Here is a 15,958-nt window from a genome sequence, read left to right on the forward strand (position 1 = left end):
GTTCGGCAATGATCAGAAATGGCCGCAGCTTTTACCTCGCCGCCGAAAAACTCCGGCGTGCAAGCCCCGCGTCGACCATCTCTCCTGTTCGTTGGTCCTACTTGGCCGCAACGGCGGTGAAGTACTTGGCCAGGTCCTGATGGGGACGCGGAATGACGTGCACGGCGACGACTTCGCCCACCGCGTTGCCAGCTTCGGCTCCCGCCTCGGTCGCCGCCTTGACCGCACCGACGTCGCCGCGGATCACCACCGACACGAGGCCGCCGCCCACTTCGTTGCGTGCGACGATCTCGACATTTGCCGCCTTGACCATGGCGTCCGCGCTTGCCAGCGCCGCCACGTAGCCGCGGGTCTCGATCATTCCGATTGCTAGATTAGCCATGGGTTCTCTCCTGATGATTTCTCAAATCCGTGATTTCGATGGACGGGCGCGAACGACGTCATTCCTGGGTCTCGTCGATCGAACCGATGATGAGGGCGTCGACTGGCGCCTTGATCTTGGTGAAGTAGGCGGCGGCCACCGAGCCTTGCGTCACCAGCACGGCCTCTCCCTGCGCGCAGCCCAATGGATCAAAGGCAACGAGGCTGGCGCCGCCCTCGGTGGTGACTTCCAGAAGCGCCCCGCCCGGCAGGGTTTCGATCGCCTTGGAAGACCAGACACGGCCGGTTACGCGTCCGCGGATCATGATGTAGCCCTTTCGATCTTGATGCCTCGCCGACGCAATTCATCTTGTGCGAGCGGCGTCAGGCGAACCGTCTTTCCCACGCGCACGGCGACCGTGCCTTCGGGCAGGTTGCGAATCTCGCGCTCATTTACCAGCCCGCGCTCGAAGCTGACGGGCGCGAGCGAGGGGCGCGGTTGCGGGCGCTCATATGCTTCGACAGTGGCTTGCGTCCCCATCATGGGAGCTGCCAGCCGGAAGACGTGCCGACCGTTCTCGATGTCGGCTCTCGCCCGGCTGTCGCTGGCAAGCGCCAGAATGCGTCGCACGAAGGCCGCCAGGTCCGCGTCGGACGCAAGCGTCACGCCTTCTTCGCGGATCTGCGGTGCGCTCTGCGGCCGCGCGACGCCGCGCGCGGCAAGCTCCTCGCGCAGCACCTCCCGGATCATGGCCCTTATGTCAACGGTCATCCCGGCTGCTCCTAGCGCGCGCCGTGAGCGCGCAGGGCAGCCTCTGCGGCATCGCGCGCGTTGCGGATTTCGGCCTCGTCGCCGGACAGGTAGAGCCGGCCGCTGGCGCCGATCATGCGGTAGTCGATCAGCTTGATGTTGGCCGCCTTCTCCGCCTCGTTGCAGGCGAGGATGGCATAGGAGGCTGGCTGGCATTCGAGCAGATAGAGGGACTCGCCGCCGACGATCATCGACCCCATCCGGTTGCGGTTGATGAGGAAGGCGTGCTGCGGATCGATGCGGGTGACGACCTTGGAAGCGAGTATCTCCGGGCGCTTGGCGTCGGCCTCGTCGGCACCGAGCACCGACAGAACCGCCTGCGCCGCGGCCTTCACCTCCGCCGTCGAGCGGGAGTGGAATTCCAGGTAGCCGTACTGCCTCTCCACGACGAGCATGCCGGCGCGTACGTCGGCGCCCTTCAGGGCAATGTCGGTGAGCGCCTCGATGTCGAGGCCAGGCGCGACCTCGATGATCTGAGCCGCCATGGCGCGACGGGGCAGCGCGCCCCTGATCCAGGTCGCCAGATAGGCGAGCGTCTGGGGCTGCAACTGGTCGATGAAAATGAAGGAGCGAAGCTCAGCCATGGGATCAACGCTCCTTGAGCACGGCGCGAAGTTCTTCCGCGATCAGGCGGCGCAACTCGTCCCGCGCGGCATCGGACAAAGGTGAAGCGGCATTGCCGTTTGAGAAAGCCGCACTCGGTACCGGGCGGCGCGGCGCGGCACTTCCGGGCACGCCATCGGACGGCGCGGTGGGCAAGGGACCCTCGAAGTTCGGCCCCAAATTCTCGAAATTCCCGAATTTGACGTCGGCCTCGGTGCTGTAGGCAATGCGCGACCAGTGAACGAGGTGCTGGGGGCCGACATTTTCGCCGATCGAGCTGCGGCCGAAATAGCCGGTGCCCACCGTGAATGTGGGAGCGAGGTTCGTGCCGAAGCCAGCCGCGCCCTGGCTGCAGGGGGAGTTGACCACAATGCGATAGGCTTCGACCGCGTTGCCGTAGGCCATGATGACCGAAGGGTCGTTGGCGTGGATCGCGGCCGAATGTCCGGCACCCGTCATGCGCAGTATGGCGCGCGCATGGCTAAGCGCCTGGGTCCGGTTCTTGGCGACGTGATAGGCAAGGACCGGGCAGAGCTTTTCCTTGGACAGGCGCTCTTCGACGCCTATCTGGTCGATCGGCGTGACCAGGATGCGTGTCTTCTCGGGCACCCGTATGCCTGCGTCCTCGGCAATCAACACAGCGTCGCGGCCGACGCACTCGACGTTGAAGCCCCGCGGATGGAACAGCAGGGACCGCAGCCGTTCCGTCTCATCCGGCTCGCAAAAATAGGCCCCGGCGGCCTGCATGGAGCGCCGCAGCTGCTTGTCGACTTCGGGCAGCGTCAGCACCACGCTTTCGTTCGTGCACAGCACCGAATTGTCGAAGCTCTTGCCGTCGACGATGCGCCTCGCGGCCTTGTCGATGTCGGCGGAAGGGTCGACATAGACCGGCGCGTTGCCCGGCCCCACGCCGATCGCAGGGTTCGAGGAGGAATAGGCCGCCCGCACCACGGCGTTGCCGCCGGTGGCAAGGATGACGGAGGTCTTTGGCGAGGCCATGAACTCCTCGATCAAGGGGATGTTCGGCTCTTCCACGATCTGGATGATGGCGTCGGGCGCTCCGGCCGCGCGCGCGGCAGCCATGAGCGTATGGGCGGCGTCCACGCAACAGGCGCGTGCGGCGGGATGCGGGCTGATGACGATGGCATTGCGCGTCATCAGCGCCAGCAGGACCTTGTAGTAGAGCGTGGCGACCGGGTTGGTGGAGGGCGTCAGTGCGAACACCACGCCGGCCGGGCGCGGGAGCTTGACCATCTTGGCTGCCGCATCGATGCGCGGATTGACGTAGTCGTCGTTGCGGTAGAACTCGACGAGACCGGTCGAGGCCAGCTCATTCTTCAGCTTCTTGTGGGCGGCGACGCCAAAGCCGGTTTCCTCCACCGCCCAGTCGGCATATTTGCCGGCATTCGCGTGAGCCGCCTTCGCGACGGCATCCACGATGGCCATGGTTGCATTGCGGTCATAGCGCTGGAATATCTGCCCGGCCCAGCGGGCCCGTTCCAGCATCATGTCGGCACGGCCGTGCAGATCAGCCTTGCTGCCTGCAATATCCACGAGCGTTCTGATTTGCGGTTCCATCAGTTGATCACCCGTCGCCCGCCCATGATTTCCTTGCGCGCCAGATCGACGGCGATCTCGACCCGTCTGAGCAGGTCTTCCGCATCGTTCTGGGTCAGCAGGAGTCCGGGCTTGAATTGCAATACCCGCGGATCGAGCGTGGAGAAGATCGCCCATACGCCGTTCTGGTAGAGGTGCTTCATCACCGGCTTGGCGCCCTGCGGGTGGTTGAACTCCAGCCCCATGACGACGCCATGCTGTCGGATGCCGATGAAGAAGTCGGAATATTCCGCCATGATCCGGTCAAGGCCGGCACGCAGGAAGTCGGCGATGAAATTCACCATGCTGCGCACTTCCGGCCGCTGGACGATTTCAAGCGTCTTCATCGCCACGATGCAGCCGAGCTCGGCGCCGCCCATGGTCGAGATGTGGCCGAACCCATCCTGTTTCAGCCAGCCGCCGCACTTCTCCGAGATCAGCACGCAGGCAATGGGGTACATCCCGCCCGAAATGCCCTTGCCGGTCACCATGATGTCCGGCACCACGCCATAGCGCATGCAGCCCCACATCTCGCCACAGCGCATCAGGCCCGTCTGGACCTCGTCGGCGATGTAGAGTGCGTCGTAACGCTCGCACAGCTTCTTCACCGCCGGCAGATAGCCCTCGCGCGGCATCGGAAAACCGTAGGTGGCGGGGATGGTTTCCATGATGACCGCTGCCACGTCGCGCTTGCGCAGCGCGTCCTCCATGGCGTTGAGGTCGTTGAAGGGTACCTGGACGAACTCGCCCGCGGTGTCTTCCGACAAGAAGAGCTTGGAGAAGCGATCATCGCCGGTCTTGAGCGCCAGGCCCGTGTGGCCGTGGTACGCCTTCACGATCGAGACGATCTTCTTCTTCTGCATGGCATGGCGCGCGGTCTTGAGCGCGATATCGATGGCTTCGCCGCCACCCGAGCCATAGGCCGTATATTTGAAATCGGGACCCGGCGCGCAGGCCGCGAGCGCTTCGGCGAGCGCCGTGCGAGCCAGCGCCGGAAAATGGTGATTGCCCATGTCGAAGCGGGCCGTGCCAGCCTTCAGCACTTCCACCAGTTCGGGGTGACGATGGCCGAGATTATAGGTACCGCCATTGAGATGGACGTCGATCAGGCGGCGTCCGTCCATGTCGTAAAGGTAGTAGGCCTCGCGCCGATCGATAACGAGATCGACGCCCATGTCCTGCCAGTCCTGGGTCTTGCCCGGGTTCCAAAACTCCCGAGATCTTTCGAGAAATTCCAGCTTCTCCTGGCTCATCGCATGGTCTCGTCGGTTGAATGTGGCGCTTGATTGCAAGCTGTTGCGCAAGTCCTAGGGTCAATCCGACCGCGCCGCTTGACAGCAACGGGGTGCGGATTGACAGCACCTGCTCAGGCGTGGGTGTCGAGATAGGCTTGCGCCAATGTCGCCGTGCCTTGTGCGAAGACCGGGGCCAGTTCCTGGGCGATCTCGACCTCTGGGTGCGACCCGATCCAGGCGAGCAGAGCCATGCGCCGCAACATCACGAACGTATCGATCTCGGCCTCCTCCTCAGCGGACAAAGGCCGTACCTTGCGGTACCCCTCCACCCAGGCCTGCTTGAGGGCGGGGACCTGGGGATGGTCCTCCATGAACGAGACGCCGGTGGCGAAGTCGTAGAGAAACCAGCCAAAGCCGCAATCGTCGAAGTCGATCAGCCGGGTCTTGTTTTCGTGAACCAACAGATTGGCAAGGCGCATATCGGCATGGATCAGGCCGTATCGCTCCGCACTCTTGCCGAATCGCGCAAGGCGACGCTGGATGGTGCTTTCGAGGCGTTCGAGCTGGTCGCCGATGGCGGCGTCTATGCCGGGGCCGTCGCGCCAGTCGCCCCAGGTCGGGGTCAAGCCAAACACCGTACTTTCATCCCAGGTCATCCTCTCGAAACCGGCCGGGCGCTGCCAGGACGACGAGTGCAGATGCGCGCGCGCTGCAATCTCGCCCAGCTGTGCGAATGGCGCAACCAGATCGTGATCGGGATTGGGCTCGTGGCCGGGGAGGAAAGCGAACATCACCATATGTCGAGGCGCCGGCAAGCCTTCCACGGCCGCCGTCTGGATCGGGCTTCCGTCGCGGCCGACCAAATAGCCGGGCGTCTCCACACCACCCCCACGGCCCAGCGCGTGTGACCATGCAAGTTCCGAGGCAATGGCATTGCGCGAATGATAGTTCTCGCGATGCACCCGCAGGATGGAGCGGAATCCGTCCGGCGCCTCGACGAGATAGGTTGCATTCTCGGATACGTTGATGAGGCGGGCCGAGGCTTCCGCCGGAACGTCCCAGCGGCTAAGCGACTGCTGCACGAGCCGCTGAAGCCGCTCAAGAGTTTCCTCTTGCGACATGGCAATCTCCAATTGTGTTTCAGGGAGCTATGACGGTCAGATGCCGGCGATCGCCTCGAGCGATTCCGGCAAGGTCTGCCCGCCGTCCACGATGATCTGCTGACCGGTGATGTAGCCGGCCTCGTCAGACGCAAAGAACAGAGCCGCGTTGCCGATGTCCTCAACCGCGCCCAGACGCTTGAGCGGGATCGAGGCAGCCATCGTGTCGAGATAAGCTTGGCCAAGTCCTTCCAGCCCCTCGGTGACGATGTTGCCCGGCATCACGGCATTGATGGTGGTGTTGTAGCGCGCCAGCTCCATGGAAGCGGTCTTGAGAAAGCCGAGCTGGCCTGCCTTCGAGGCGGCGTAGTGGGTCCAGCCGGGATAGCCGGTCACCGGTCCGGTGATCGAAGAGGTGAGCACAACGCGCCCCTTGCCCGCTTTCTCGAAATAGGGGATGCACGCCTTGACCGACAGGAACGCGCTCTTGAGATTGGTGGCCATCACGCGGTCCCATTCCGAAGGGTCGAGATCGACCATCTTGGCCTGCGGGAAGATGCCGGCATTGGCGCACAAAATATCCACGCCGCCGAAGGCATCCGCCGTGGCTCGTACCATCGCCCGGACCGAGTCCCAGTCGGCCACGTCGCAGGAAACGGCCTCGGCCGTGCCTCCGGCCGCGCGAAGTTCGGCGACGGCAGCTTCAGCGGCTTCCTTGCCCCGTGCCGCGATCATGACTTTGGCGCCCTGCGCAGCGAAGACGCGAGCGATACCACGGCCGATGCCCTTCGACCCGCCGGTCACGATGACGCTTCTGCCTTTGATCGACGTCAGCATGTTCTTCCTCCCATTGTTCAGGATCTGCTCGCGCGGGCCGTGCGCAAGGCGCGCAGCAGCTGCGGGACGATCATTGCTATCAAGACGATGACGATTGAGCTGGTAACGGCGATCATGCCGAGCGCCGGCACCTGCGGCGAGTAGCCGGAAACCATCTTGGCGTAGAGCCATTTCGGCAATGTGGAGTCGGCGCCCGTCGTGAACAGCGAAAGCGGGAAATTCCCCCAGCTCAGCAGGAAGGCAAACAGGCCGGAGCTGATCACACCCGGCATGAGCAGCGGGATGGTGAGTTCTTTCAAAATCTGCCACGTGGAGGCGCCGAGATCGCGCGCGGCTTCCTCGAGCATCGGGTCGAAGCTGTAGGCCTGGATGGCCACGATCAAGGTGGCGATGGGCGCGATCCATACCAGGTGCGCGACAATGGCCGTTTTCCATGTCGGCACGATGCCAAGGGAGTTGAACCAGATGAGCAGGGCAAGCCCCAGCACCGCCTGCGGGAAGAATATCGGCAGCAGAACGAGTTTCTGGAACAGGCTGCGATACCGCCACTGGTAACGCGCGAACGCCAGGCCGCCGAAAAAGCCCAAGACCATAGAGACCATGGTCACGATCGTCGCGATCGTCAGCGAGGTGTGGACGAGTTCGCTGACCGTAGCGCTTGCCAAGGCGCTTTCGTACCACTGCAGCGTGTAGGCCTGGATCGGAAACGACAGATAGCGCGCCTTGGCTGCCGAGGCGAACCCCACCGACACGATCGGCAGATAGAGGAAGGCCACTACCAGCAGGCCGTAGCAGACCAGGACTATCGATGTGATGCGCGACGTCTTCATGAGCGCTTGCGTCCCATGATGGCATCAAGATCGATGCGCGAGATGGTTGCAATCGCGAGAGCGCCGATGACGAGGATCAGGCTCATTGCCAGAGCCGAGCCCAAAGGCCAGTTCTGCCCGTAGGAGAAGGCCGTCTCGACCTCGGAGGCGATCACGATGACGGACTGGCCGCCGAGCAGCTTGGATTCCGCCAGCGCGCCGGCCGCAAGCACGAAGCACAGCAACGAGCCGACCAGAATACCGGGGGCGGCCAGCGGAAGATCGATCTCCCAAAGGATGCGCCAGCGAGAGGCGCCGAGATCCGCGGCCGCCTGACGGGCGTCGTCCGGCACCATGGCGATGCCTTGCGTGAGCGGAAACAGCATGAACGGGAAATAGACGTAGACCAGGCCGAAGACGGTGATCGGGATGTTGTAGAGCGCGCCTTCCAGCCGAAGGCCCGTCAGTTCATTCAGGTAGCCGTCGACTAGACCGCCCTTCATGAGGGTAACGACCCAGCCAAACAGCCGGATGTTTTCCGAGACGAACAAGGTGACTGCGACCGCTATGGTCAGGAAGAGCGTGAACCTTCCGAAAACCTTGGCCATGCCATAGGCCAGCGGCCAGCACAGCAGGAACAGGATCACTGTTGCCGTGAATGCCATGGCAAGCGACCACAACAGCGACTTGTAGTAGCCCTGCTTGAAGAACACCGCATAGGCGGAAAAGTCGGGAATATGGGCCATGTCGAAGACACGCTGCGGCATGATCGAGAAGCCGGCGATGACGACAAGCGGCGCAAGGAAGCTTGCTGCAAGGAGCAGGCTCAGAGGCAGCGCGCACAAGGTTCCGAGCTTGCGGTCCAGGCTGTTCATTGGCGCTCTTGCCCAATGATATGGCAATGTTCCACGTCCCAGCCGAGCACCACCTCGTCGCCCGGCTTGCCCCTGAAGCGGTCCTCGCGGAGCTTCTCAACGGTGACAAGGGAGCCGTCCCGCCTTTCCACCTCGTAGTGCATGCGCGAGCCCAACAGGTACTCCGCACGGACGACCCCGCTCAGCTGAAAATCGCTCACCTGGCCCTTTTCGAGGAAATGCACGAATTCCGGCCGGACCATCAGCGTCGCGCTGTCTCCAGGGAGCAGCTCCGCCGCTACCGGCGTCGAACCCGCGGGAAGGTTGATCGCAATTCCGTCGCCGCTCAGGCTGCCGTCTCTGTCGACTTCAACGTCGAACAGATTGACCTCGCCCATGAATTCCGCGACGAAACGGCTCGTTGGGCGCGCATAGATCTCGTCGGCCACCGCGATCTGCTCGAAGCGCCCGGCCCGCATGATGGCGATGCGATCCGACATCACCATCGCCTCTTCCAGGGAATGGGTGATGTAGACGAAGGTCTTGCCGGTGCGCGTGTGAAGGTCCTTCAGCTCCTTCTCGAGCGTCTTGCGCAGACGGTAGTCCAGCGCGGACAAGGGCTCGTCGAAGAACAGGATTTCCGGATCGAACGCCAGCGCCCGCGCCAGCGCCACGCGCTGCCTTTCGCCGCCGGAGATCTGCGTCACTCCCTTGCCGTAGTAGTCCTCTCGCAGGCGCAGGAGTTCCATCAGCTCGAGCGCCCGCTTCTTGCGCTCGGCGGCAGGCACGCCGCGGATCTTGAGCGGGAACTCGATGTTCTGGCCGATGCTACGGTGCGGAAACAGAGCCAGCGACTGGAAGACCATGCAGGTCGGCCGCTTGTTCGCCGGCAGGCGCTCGATGCGCCTGTCGCGCAGCCAGATCGCGCCGGACGTCGGCTCGTCCATGCCCACCAGCAAACGGATCAGCGTGGTCTTTCCACTTCCCGACGGACCGACGATGGTCAGAAACTCTCCGTCGGCGATATCAAGGCTGATGTCGCGCAGGACGGTCAGCCCGCCGAAACGCTTGACTATGTTTTCGAGCCGCAGGATGGGATTGCCCGGCATCGGTCTACCTTGAAGCTGGTCTACTAGGGTCACCGCATTGCGGGCTGCCTCGGCCTCCGCCTGAGGCAGCCCGTGATGGATCAGCGGCGCTTTGCTGCGGTGTAGATGGCGTTCAAGGCGTTGTAGTCCTTGATGACATTGTACTGGAGCGAACGGGACAGCTCTTCGTCGATGCTGTCCCACTGGATCGCATCGAGCTCCTCGGGCGTGTATTTGGCGAAAACTGCCGGGTCGCCCATCTGGGTGACCGGGTTGTATGTGCCTTCGGCAAAGCTGACTGTCTTTGCAATGTCGGGCTGCTGCACGAAGTCCAGGAAATCCTCGGCCAGCCCCGACGGGTCTGGGTTGTTGATCGCGGAGGTCAGCTCGACCCAGACCAGACCACCCTTGCCGTCAACCGGCCCTCTGCGTGGCGTGATCGCGCGGACATTGGAATTTCCGTCGAAGCGAGCTGGCGAGGCGGTATAGGTGCCGCCGGTGAAATAGGCGTCGATCTCGCCATTGATGAGGGCGGTGGTCATCGCCACCAGATCGTCGGTGAGGAGCTTGGCGTTGCCGAAGATCGCTTCGGCCGTGCTCTTGAACGTCGTCCGCTTGGCGTCGTCCATGTCGCTGAACGGATCGAGGTCGCCGGCCAGGCAAAGATGCATGATATTCCAGTCGCCATAGGTCAGGACACCGTATCGGTCCTTCATGGCCGGATCGAAAAACAGCTTCCAACCCTGGTCTTCGGCCATCTCGCGGCTGATCTTGTCGGTGTTTACCACGAAGCTGAAAGGCCCGTAGCGCTGCGGCATGCCGAGCAGATCCCCGGTGTCGGAGAAGGCCAGCGGGTACGGCTTGGCGAACTCGCCGCTCATCTTTTCGAAATAGCCCATGAAGCGCTCCTTGTTGAGCGGCTTGATGAGGCCTTCGGGAAACAGGCGGCGGGCCCAAGGCTGATTGACGTTGAGCACGTCCCAGACATTCATCTCACCCGCACGAAGACGGTTGATCATGTCCGGGTCCGAAGTGCCGCTTTCGGCGCGCACGCGTGCGCCAGGATGTAGCTCCCGGAAGGGGCCGAGAACATTGTCCGTGTTGTAGCCCTCCCAGCACAGTATGTTCAGTTCGTTGTCGCGGGCGGCGAACGCACTGCCTGTTCGCCCGGCCACAGCCGCCCCGGCGATGCCGGCGAGACCCATGTTGAATGCTCTGCGTGAAAGCTTCATGCGCAACCTCCCGATCGTGCCGTTATTGATCAGCCTCTGCGGGCCTTACGGTGGGTTATATTCGGCGCTCAAGAAACCAGCTTGACATCTACTTGACCGAATTTGACATACCGCAAGCAAGTTGCCGAACGTGCACGGCATGACTTGCCAAATCTCAAACCGGGTGGATAATCGGCTCCAATCTTCAAGACAGATTGCAGCACTCGGGGAGGAGGCGCTCAATGCTGGAGGGGGGCGAGGCGCGCCCGCATGCGCCACCGAAAGTCCTGGCATCGGCCGCCAATGGCGTGATCGAGCTGATACAGCGTAAGGGCGGCTGTGCTGAAGCGATATTCGCCAGCGCATCGATCCGCATGTCGGACGTGGGTTGTCCGACAAACGAACTCAATCTGCATCAGTATTGTACGCTTTTCGAGCAGGCCGCTCGACAGACCGGGAATGACAACTTCGGCCTGGAGTTTGGAGCCCAGTTCCAGCCCAAGGAACTCGGGCCATTGGGATACGCCGCGATATCTTCGCCCACTCTCGGCGCGGCGCTTCGCAATGTCGAGGCTTATTTTCCAGCCCACCAGGGACAGTCGACCTTCAGCTTCATTCCGGAAGGCGACATAGTCTGGCTGAGCTACCAGATAACCGACCCACGCATCGCGGACCGCCGCCAGGATGCGGAACTCTCGCTCGGCATGTTCTGCAACATCTTCCGGCAGGCGCTGGGGAAGAACTGGGCGCCGCTGGAGGTGAGGTTCGAGCATTCCAAACCCGATGGCGCCAGCGACCATTCCCGTTATTTCAACGCGCCGGTTCAGTTCGGCAGGCGCACCAACGCCTTCGCCTTCCGCCGCGACGTGCTTGGCAGCAAGATGCCGGAGCCGGATCCATATCTGTTTGCAATCATCGAAGCCTTGCTGCGGTCGCGGCGCGATTTCGCCGGCGACCCGCAAGACATCGTCTCGATATTGCGCAACCAGGTAAAGATGCATCTGGGCGAGCGCACGCCCAGCATGACGGACATCTCGGTCATCCTGGGAATGAGCAGCGCGACCCTGCAGCGGCAGCTGAAGGAGATCGGCGTCACCTACAACGACATACTGCGCTCTGCGCGTGAGGAGCTTGCGCTGCATTACATGAAGAACAGCGACATGCCCTTGACCGACGTGGCGCTAAATCTCGGCTATTCGGAACTGTCGGCCTTCTCCCGCGCCTTCCGCAACTGGACCGGCATGAGCCCGCACCGCTTCCGTCGCATCGGCGCGTTCAGCAAGTAGGCGCCTAAGAGTCAGCCAGATGATGTCCCAAGGAGTGGTGTAGCTTCGGCGCTGGCCGTGCTTTCCGGCTTGGGCCGGGAACGGATCGGCTTGCCGCAGCGGGCAGGCTGATGAGCGGATCATCGCTCATTGCGGCGACATCATCAGCGCGAAGCCTGTGCGGCCTTCATCGCTTCGCAGGTGGGTCTCGTTTGGAAGCTGGTGTCGGACCCCTGCGCTCGGCCGGCTCCCTCGTGGCCGAAATCAAACGCGACGAAACCGGCGATCGTCTTGGTCCTGTTCACGCCACGAGGCATGGCAAGCGCTACCGCCACTATGTCTCCCGGCGGTTGTTGAGCGGCGTGGGCAAGGACGACGCAACCGGCTGGCGGCTTGCCGCATCCGAGATCGAGCCGGTCGTCAACGCTGAACTCTGCGCACTGCCCGCTGACGAGGCCGCCATCAGCGGTTGGGTCTGTGCCTTAAGGTCTCCAGCCCAAATGATGCCCGCGCTTGCTGCAGCCCGGCAGTTCCGAGCCGACGCCCCGGATCAGCAGAGACAGCGCTGCGGCATGATCTCCAGAGTATTTGCCCGAATCACGTTGTCGCCGGGCTGCATCCGCTTCGAAGCCCGACCGGGGCACTTGCTCGATAAGCTTCTGGGCGGCGTTGTCCCATCAGTTGGCGATGGCAAGCCGGGCGGCGCCGAAAATGCCCCGCGCCGCCTGCTTGGGACCGGTCGTCTTTGTTGACGACCACGCGGCGGCAAGGACGACCCGGCAAGCCGGCGCGCATGATTCGCGATGCAGCCTGTATCATGGCGATGCAGCAACCATCGAACCCCTAAACCAGTGGGCACCGACCGGCCGTATCAGCCCAATTCCAGCCGAAAACTCGACCTCAGGACCGCGCCCCGACCAAAACCGGCCACTAAGCCGCAGAAATGGCGAGACTATTCTCGGAATGAAAAAACAGTCTGTTTTGGCGAAGACTGTTTGGTGGAGCCAAGCGGGGGAGCCGGCGAAACACCAAAAACCGCAGAACTCCGGCCTTTTCTCCGTTGCTCAGCGTGGGGACGGTAGCAGCTTTGCGTAGCAAATCAAGGCGCTGAAAGGACATTGGAGACGAGGCGAGTTTGATGCTACAGGTTGCACGAACAGTGCGATCATAGGAACCGATGGACTACTTCGAGTTCGCAGCCCGCTATCCTGACTTTGCAATTGAAGCGAAGCTTGCAAAGCGACGAATGGAAGAGGTCTCACATGCCGTTAGACAGGCATCATCCCGTGATCGTCGTCGTATACTCCTGCGACGACTACTTCTCGAAGATTTCTCGACCCGGCTCCATTTTGCCTTCGAGGGCGTTCGTAGGGCGGAGCGGCTTGCATCCTACGAGCCGAGGGAGATCAGCCGGATCGCAACCGAGTTAAATGTTTACGCCCCGCTTTGTGAGCCTGTGGAAACCTGCGTCATTAGACGCGGTTCTCGCAGTCGAAGGATTTTCAGTTTTCGTCCTAGATCACGCGCCCGACAGTTATTAGTCGCGGAAGCAATCAAGGCGATCCACGCTCCCTTCCCCAACCAGTTCACGGTTGACGGAGGGGTGCCGGCAGCACTTGATGCTGTTGAGCAAGGTGTCCGGGATGGCTTCGTATTCGGCAGAGAACTCGATATTCGGGATTTCTATCCGAGCGTCCAGCTTGGGCACCTTGTAAGTGTGCTCCATCCACTCCCAAGAGCGGTTGTAGAAAATACGGTCTGGATGGGCGATGCCGTGCCCCTAGAAGGTCCTGATCTCTTTCTACATGGAGTAGACGCTGATGGCCCACTTCCCGTCAGAGGCTTGCGCGGATTGCCGCAAGGTTCGGCCTGTTCACCCATCGCCGCCGAGAGGCTTGTTGCCGACGTGATACGCGAATTGCCTACGGGCGTCCGCGTCATCACCTACGCCGACAACATTATGCTTCTAAGCGAGACAAAGGACGGGGTGGAGCAGGCGACGACGGCCCTTGCTGCGGAATTAGAAGCGCGTTCGGCAGGGTCTCTGACGTTGAAGGCCCCTTACGGCGAAATCTACGATGCACGGATTGAAACCGTGCGCTTTCTTGGGCGGGAGGGCGAGGTTTATCACAAAGCGGGCGAGACCGGCATTGACTGGCCCCCAAACTACTTTGTTCTTAATCAAATCTTCGAATTGATTGAGGAGCCTTCCACGCCGAGTGACCTCCTCCGCACACAAATTCGTCGTGTGGAGAAGTGGGGTCGAACATATCCGCGTTGGATGCGAGGAGCCGAACATCGATTGCGATTGCTCGCTCAACTCAAAGCTAAGCAAGCCTATCTTTCCGGGAGAGTTGAAAGGAGCGTTCTCGTCGGAGAAATCGAACGACACTGGCGCGCGCTCGGCTCAGCAAGTCCTCTGGATGAACTTCTCCCCGAACCACCGCTGGGAAGCGCCACTTCGCGAGACGATTTGGCAGGTCTCATCACCCAAAGACGCGCACGCATTCAATCACACCGGTTGTCTTAGCCCCCGACGTGGAGAAAGGTATTTTCCGAGCGAAATTGACGCAGATGCAACAAGTTGCAACTGCAACTAAATGCTCTAATCCGTTGATACGAGCACTTGCAGACACCCAGTTTTCCGCCTCTATCGCGGAATGTGGACGCCATAGCTCTGCGACGCCGTGCCGAATACGTCGGTGATCTGCAGCCCGTATTTGGCGCGTAGCTGCCCGGCGAGGTCGACCGGGGTCAGGGAGAGCCGAGCAAACCATTCGTCACCAGTGACGGCGTATTGGGCGACAATGGCACGCCAGCGGTCGGGGCTGCGGAAGCGCTGATGCAATGCGAGGTGGATCGACTGTGTCAGCGCGTGCGGATGCCAATGATAGTAACTCTCCGAATGCAATTGCACGCGATCCGTCCGGCCGGAGATGCAACAGACAGTCGGCTTCGCCATCAGCCTATTGTCGATCAAGAACATGACTAGCTGCCAGCCGCGCACGCGTTCTTCATGCGTGAAGCCGTTATAGACCGGAAGCGCGCCCCACGGCCATTTGCGGAGGCCTTTCATTGCGGCCCCGTTGCTAAGGGATCGGCCTCGACTGCCAGCGGTGCAACTTGTGCACCGAGGCGTGTCAGAATGCCGGCAACCTGATCGGCACACATGCTAATGATCTCGGGGCGCTCCAACCCGGCGCCAACACTGATCGGAATGAGCACGCGGCGGTCCTTCTCGACCATAGCCGTGGTCTGGCCGGGGAGCACCGTTCCGCGCCGGAGCGCGTCCAGCACATAGGGTGGCGCGAAGTTATCGAACCGCAGCCAGAGCGGCGACAGCCTGTGTGTGGCCCAAGCCGCGCAGTCGAAAGCGAGAAAGAACACGATGTCGCCGGAACGTAGATAGCGGCCGTAATAACCGAGACCGCCGGCAGCCGTGAGCCGCTTCGTATCGCAGATGCCGTCGCCGATCAGCGCCTCGCCGACATCGTAGGCGATTTGGCCAAGCTGCATGTAGCGCTGCGGAATGTCGGCGGCGGTCAGTTCCTCGCTGCGGAAGGGAATGAAGGCTTCCGTGTCCATACGCTCGCACAGACCGACGAGCTGGCGCACATCGTCCAGCCGCTCGGTCTCGCGCGCAATCTCCATCTCGCGCAGGATGGCAGACAACACAGCCCGCCAGCTCGTCAGAACAAAGGAATGGCCCGGCCCGAACGACGCATGCCAAAGCTCGGCTTGCGCCTCGCGCCGCTGGCCAAGATCATGGCCGCCGCTTTTCAGGCGCTTGGTCAGTTCCGACCACAGCGCCGTCATCCGGGCGGACGGGACCACGAAGACCAGCGCTCCGGGTTGGTCCGGGGACAGCCGCGCGGCATAGGTCAGCGGCTGATTGGCGGTCAAACCTGCCCAAAATTTACACTCCACGACACAGTGCCGCTTGAGGTCTGCACCACAGCCCTCGATATCGGGTCGGGCTTGGTCATCTGCGGCCGCCTGCGTGGCGAAGGAGAGGTCGGCGGGCATCGCCACCCCGCCGGCCCCGGCAAGCGCCCTGAACGCCACTCGGGCCGCAGGCGAGCGCGACAGGATAAAGCCCAGCGCCTCGATGGCGATATTCTCGGGGGACGGCGCGAACCGCGTGGCAAGATGCGCAAACAGCGTCTCGGTCATTGCGGGCAAGCCACCC

The 15,958-nt window shown here is 62.3% G+C and carries 17 protein-coding genes; 3 read left to right on the top strand and 14 right to left on the bottom strand.

Annotated features, from left to right (window positions below; all coding sequences use genetic code 11):
• Positions 1–97: 97 nt before the first annotated feature.
• The 12 genes from ABLE85_RS20275 to ABLE85_RS20330 all read right to left on the bottom strand — a co-directional run bounded on the left by ABLE85_RS20275 (position 98) and on the right by ABLE85_RS20330 (position 10,525).
• Complete coding sequence (locus ABLE85_RS20275) at positions 98–382, bottom strand: BMC domain-containing protein (protein WP_348794520.1); 285 nt, start codon at positions 380–382, stop codon at positions 98–100.
• 58 nt (positions 383–440) lie between these two features.
• On the bottom strand, positions 441–686 hold the full coding sequence (locus ABLE85_RS20280) for a EutN/CcmL family microcompartment protein (protein ID WP_348794521.1): 246 nt from the start codon (positions 684–686) through the stop codon (positions 441–443).
• Positions 683–1,132 (bottom strand): hypothetical protein, encoded by a 450-nt coding sequence (locus tag ABLE85_RS20285; RefSeq protein ID WP_348794522.1) that lies wholly within the window; start codon positions 1,130–1,132, stop codon positions 683–685. The genes ABLE85_RS20280 and ABLE85_RS20285 overlap by 4 nt, the downstream gene beginning before the upstream one ends.
• An 11-nt stretch (positions 1,133–1,143) precedes the next feature.
• A complete protein-coding gene (locus ABLE85_RS20290; protein WP_348794523.1) occupies positions 1,144–1,755 on the bottom strand; it encodes a BMC domain-containing protein in 612 nt (203 codons plus the stop codon).
• A 4-nt stretch (positions 1,756–1,759) separates the two neighbouring features.
• A complete protein-coding gene (locus ABLE85_RS20295) occupies positions 1,760–3,352 on the bottom strand; it encodes an aldehyde dehydrogenase family protein (protein ID WP_348794524.1) in 1,593 nt (530 codons plus the stop codon).
• Complete coding sequence (locus ABLE85_RS20300) at positions 3,352–4,623, bottom strand: aminotransferase class III-fold pyridoxal phosphate-dependent enzyme (RefSeq protein ID WP_348794525.1); 1,272 nt, start codon at positions 4,621–4,623, stop codon at positions 3,352–3,354. The genes ABLE85_RS20295 and ABLE85_RS20300 overlap by 1 nt, the downstream gene beginning before the upstream one ends.
• 113 nt (positions 4,624–4,736) lie before the next feature.
• Complete coding sequence (locus tag ABLE85_RS20305) at positions 4,737–5,738, bottom strand: phosphotransferase (protein ID WP_348794526.1); 1,002 nt, start codon at positions 5,736–5,738, stop codon at positions 4,737–4,739.
• Between the two features lie 24 nt (positions 5,739–5,762).
• Positions 5,763–6,542, bottom strand: a complete 780-nt coding sequence (gene fabG / locus ABLE85_RS20310) for a 3-oxoacyl-ACP reductase FabG (protein WP_348794527.1) — start codon at positions 6,540–6,542, stop codon at positions 5,763–5,765.
• Positions 6,543–6,559: 17 nt separating this feature from the next.
• Positions 6,560–7,372, bottom strand: coding sequence for an ABC transporter permease (locus tag ABLE85_RS20315; protein ID WP_348794528.1), 813 nt, complete (start codon positions 7,370–7,372; stop codon positions 6,560–6,562).
• Entirely contained in the window at positions 7,369–8,226 is an 858-nt protein-coding gene (locus tag ABLE85_RS20320) for an ABC transporter permease (protein ID WP_348794529.1), read from the bottom strand. Before ABLE85_RS20320 ends, ABLE85_RS20315 begins: the two co-directional genes overlap by 4 nt.
• Positions 8,223–9,314: an ABC transporter ATP-binding protein gene (locus ABLE85_RS20325; protein ID WP_348794530.1), complete on the bottom strand. Its 1,092-nt coding sequence runs from the start codon at positions 9,312–9,314 to the stop codon at positions 8,223–8,225. Before ABLE85_RS20325 ends, ABLE85_RS20320 begins: the two co-directional genes overlap by 4 nt.
• A gap of 80 nt (positions 9,315–9,394) precedes the next feature.
• Positions 9,395–10,525: a PotD/PotF family extracellular solute-binding protein gene (locus tag ABLE85_RS20330; protein ID WP_348794531.1), complete on the bottom strand. Its 1,131-nt coding sequence runs from the start codon at positions 10,523–10,525 to the stop codon at positions 9,395–9,397.
• Positions 10,526–10,746: 221 nt separating this feature from the next.
• Between ABLE85_RS20330 and ABLE85_RS20335 the strand changes: the two genes are divergently transcribed.
• The 3 genes from ABLE85_RS20335 to ABLE85_RS20345 all read left to right on the top strand — a co-directional run bounded on the left by ABLE85_RS20335 (position 10,747) and on the right by ABLE85_RS20345 (position 14,299).
• Positions 10,747–11,790, top strand: coding sequence for an AraC family transcriptional regulator (locus ABLE85_RS20335; RefSeq protein WP_348794532.1), 1,044 nt, complete (start codon positions 10,747–10,749; stop codon positions 11,788–11,790).
• A gap of 233 nt (positions 11,791–12,023) precedes the next feature.
• On the top strand, positions 12,024–12,521 hold the full coding sequence (locus ABLE85_RS20340; protein WP_348794533.1) for a hypothetical protein: 498 nt from the start codon (positions 12,024–12,026) through the stop codon (positions 12,519–12,521).
• A gap of 425 nt (positions 12,522–12,946) precedes the next feature.
• Positions 12,947–14,299 carry a reverse transcriptase domain-containing protein gene (locus tag ABLE85_RS20345; RefSeq protein WP_348794534.1) on the top strand — a complete coding sequence of 451 codons (1,353 nt, stop codon included), beginning with the start codon at positions 12,947–12,949 and terminating at the stop codon, positions 14,297–14,299.
• A 120-nt stretch (positions 14,300–14,419) separates the two neighbouring features.
• Here the strand turns inward: ABLE85_RS20345 and ABLE85_RS20350 are convergent, their stop codons facing one another.
• Both ABLE85_RS20350 and ABLE85_RS20355 read right to left on the bottom strand, forming a co-directional pair.
• A complete protein-coding gene (locus ABLE85_RS20350; protein WP_348794535.1) occupies positions 14,420–14,845 on the bottom strand; it encodes a hypothetical protein in 426 nt (141 codons plus the stop codon).
• Positions 14,842–15,942, bottom strand: coding sequence for a hypothetical protein (locus ABLE85_RS20355; RefSeq protein WP_348794536.1), 1,101 nt, complete (start codon positions 15,940–15,942; stop codon positions 14,842–14,844). The genes ABLE85_RS20350 and ABLE85_RS20355 overlap by 4 nt, the downstream gene beginning before the upstream one ends.
• Between the last annotated feature and the right edge of the window lie 16 nt (positions 15,943–15,958).

The organism is Mesorhizobium sp. KR1-2 (assembly GCF_040045035.1).
In the GTDB taxonomy this organism is placed as follows: domain Bacteria; phylum Pseudomonadota; class Alphaproteobacteria; order Rhizobiales; family Rhizobiaceae; genus Pseudaminobacter.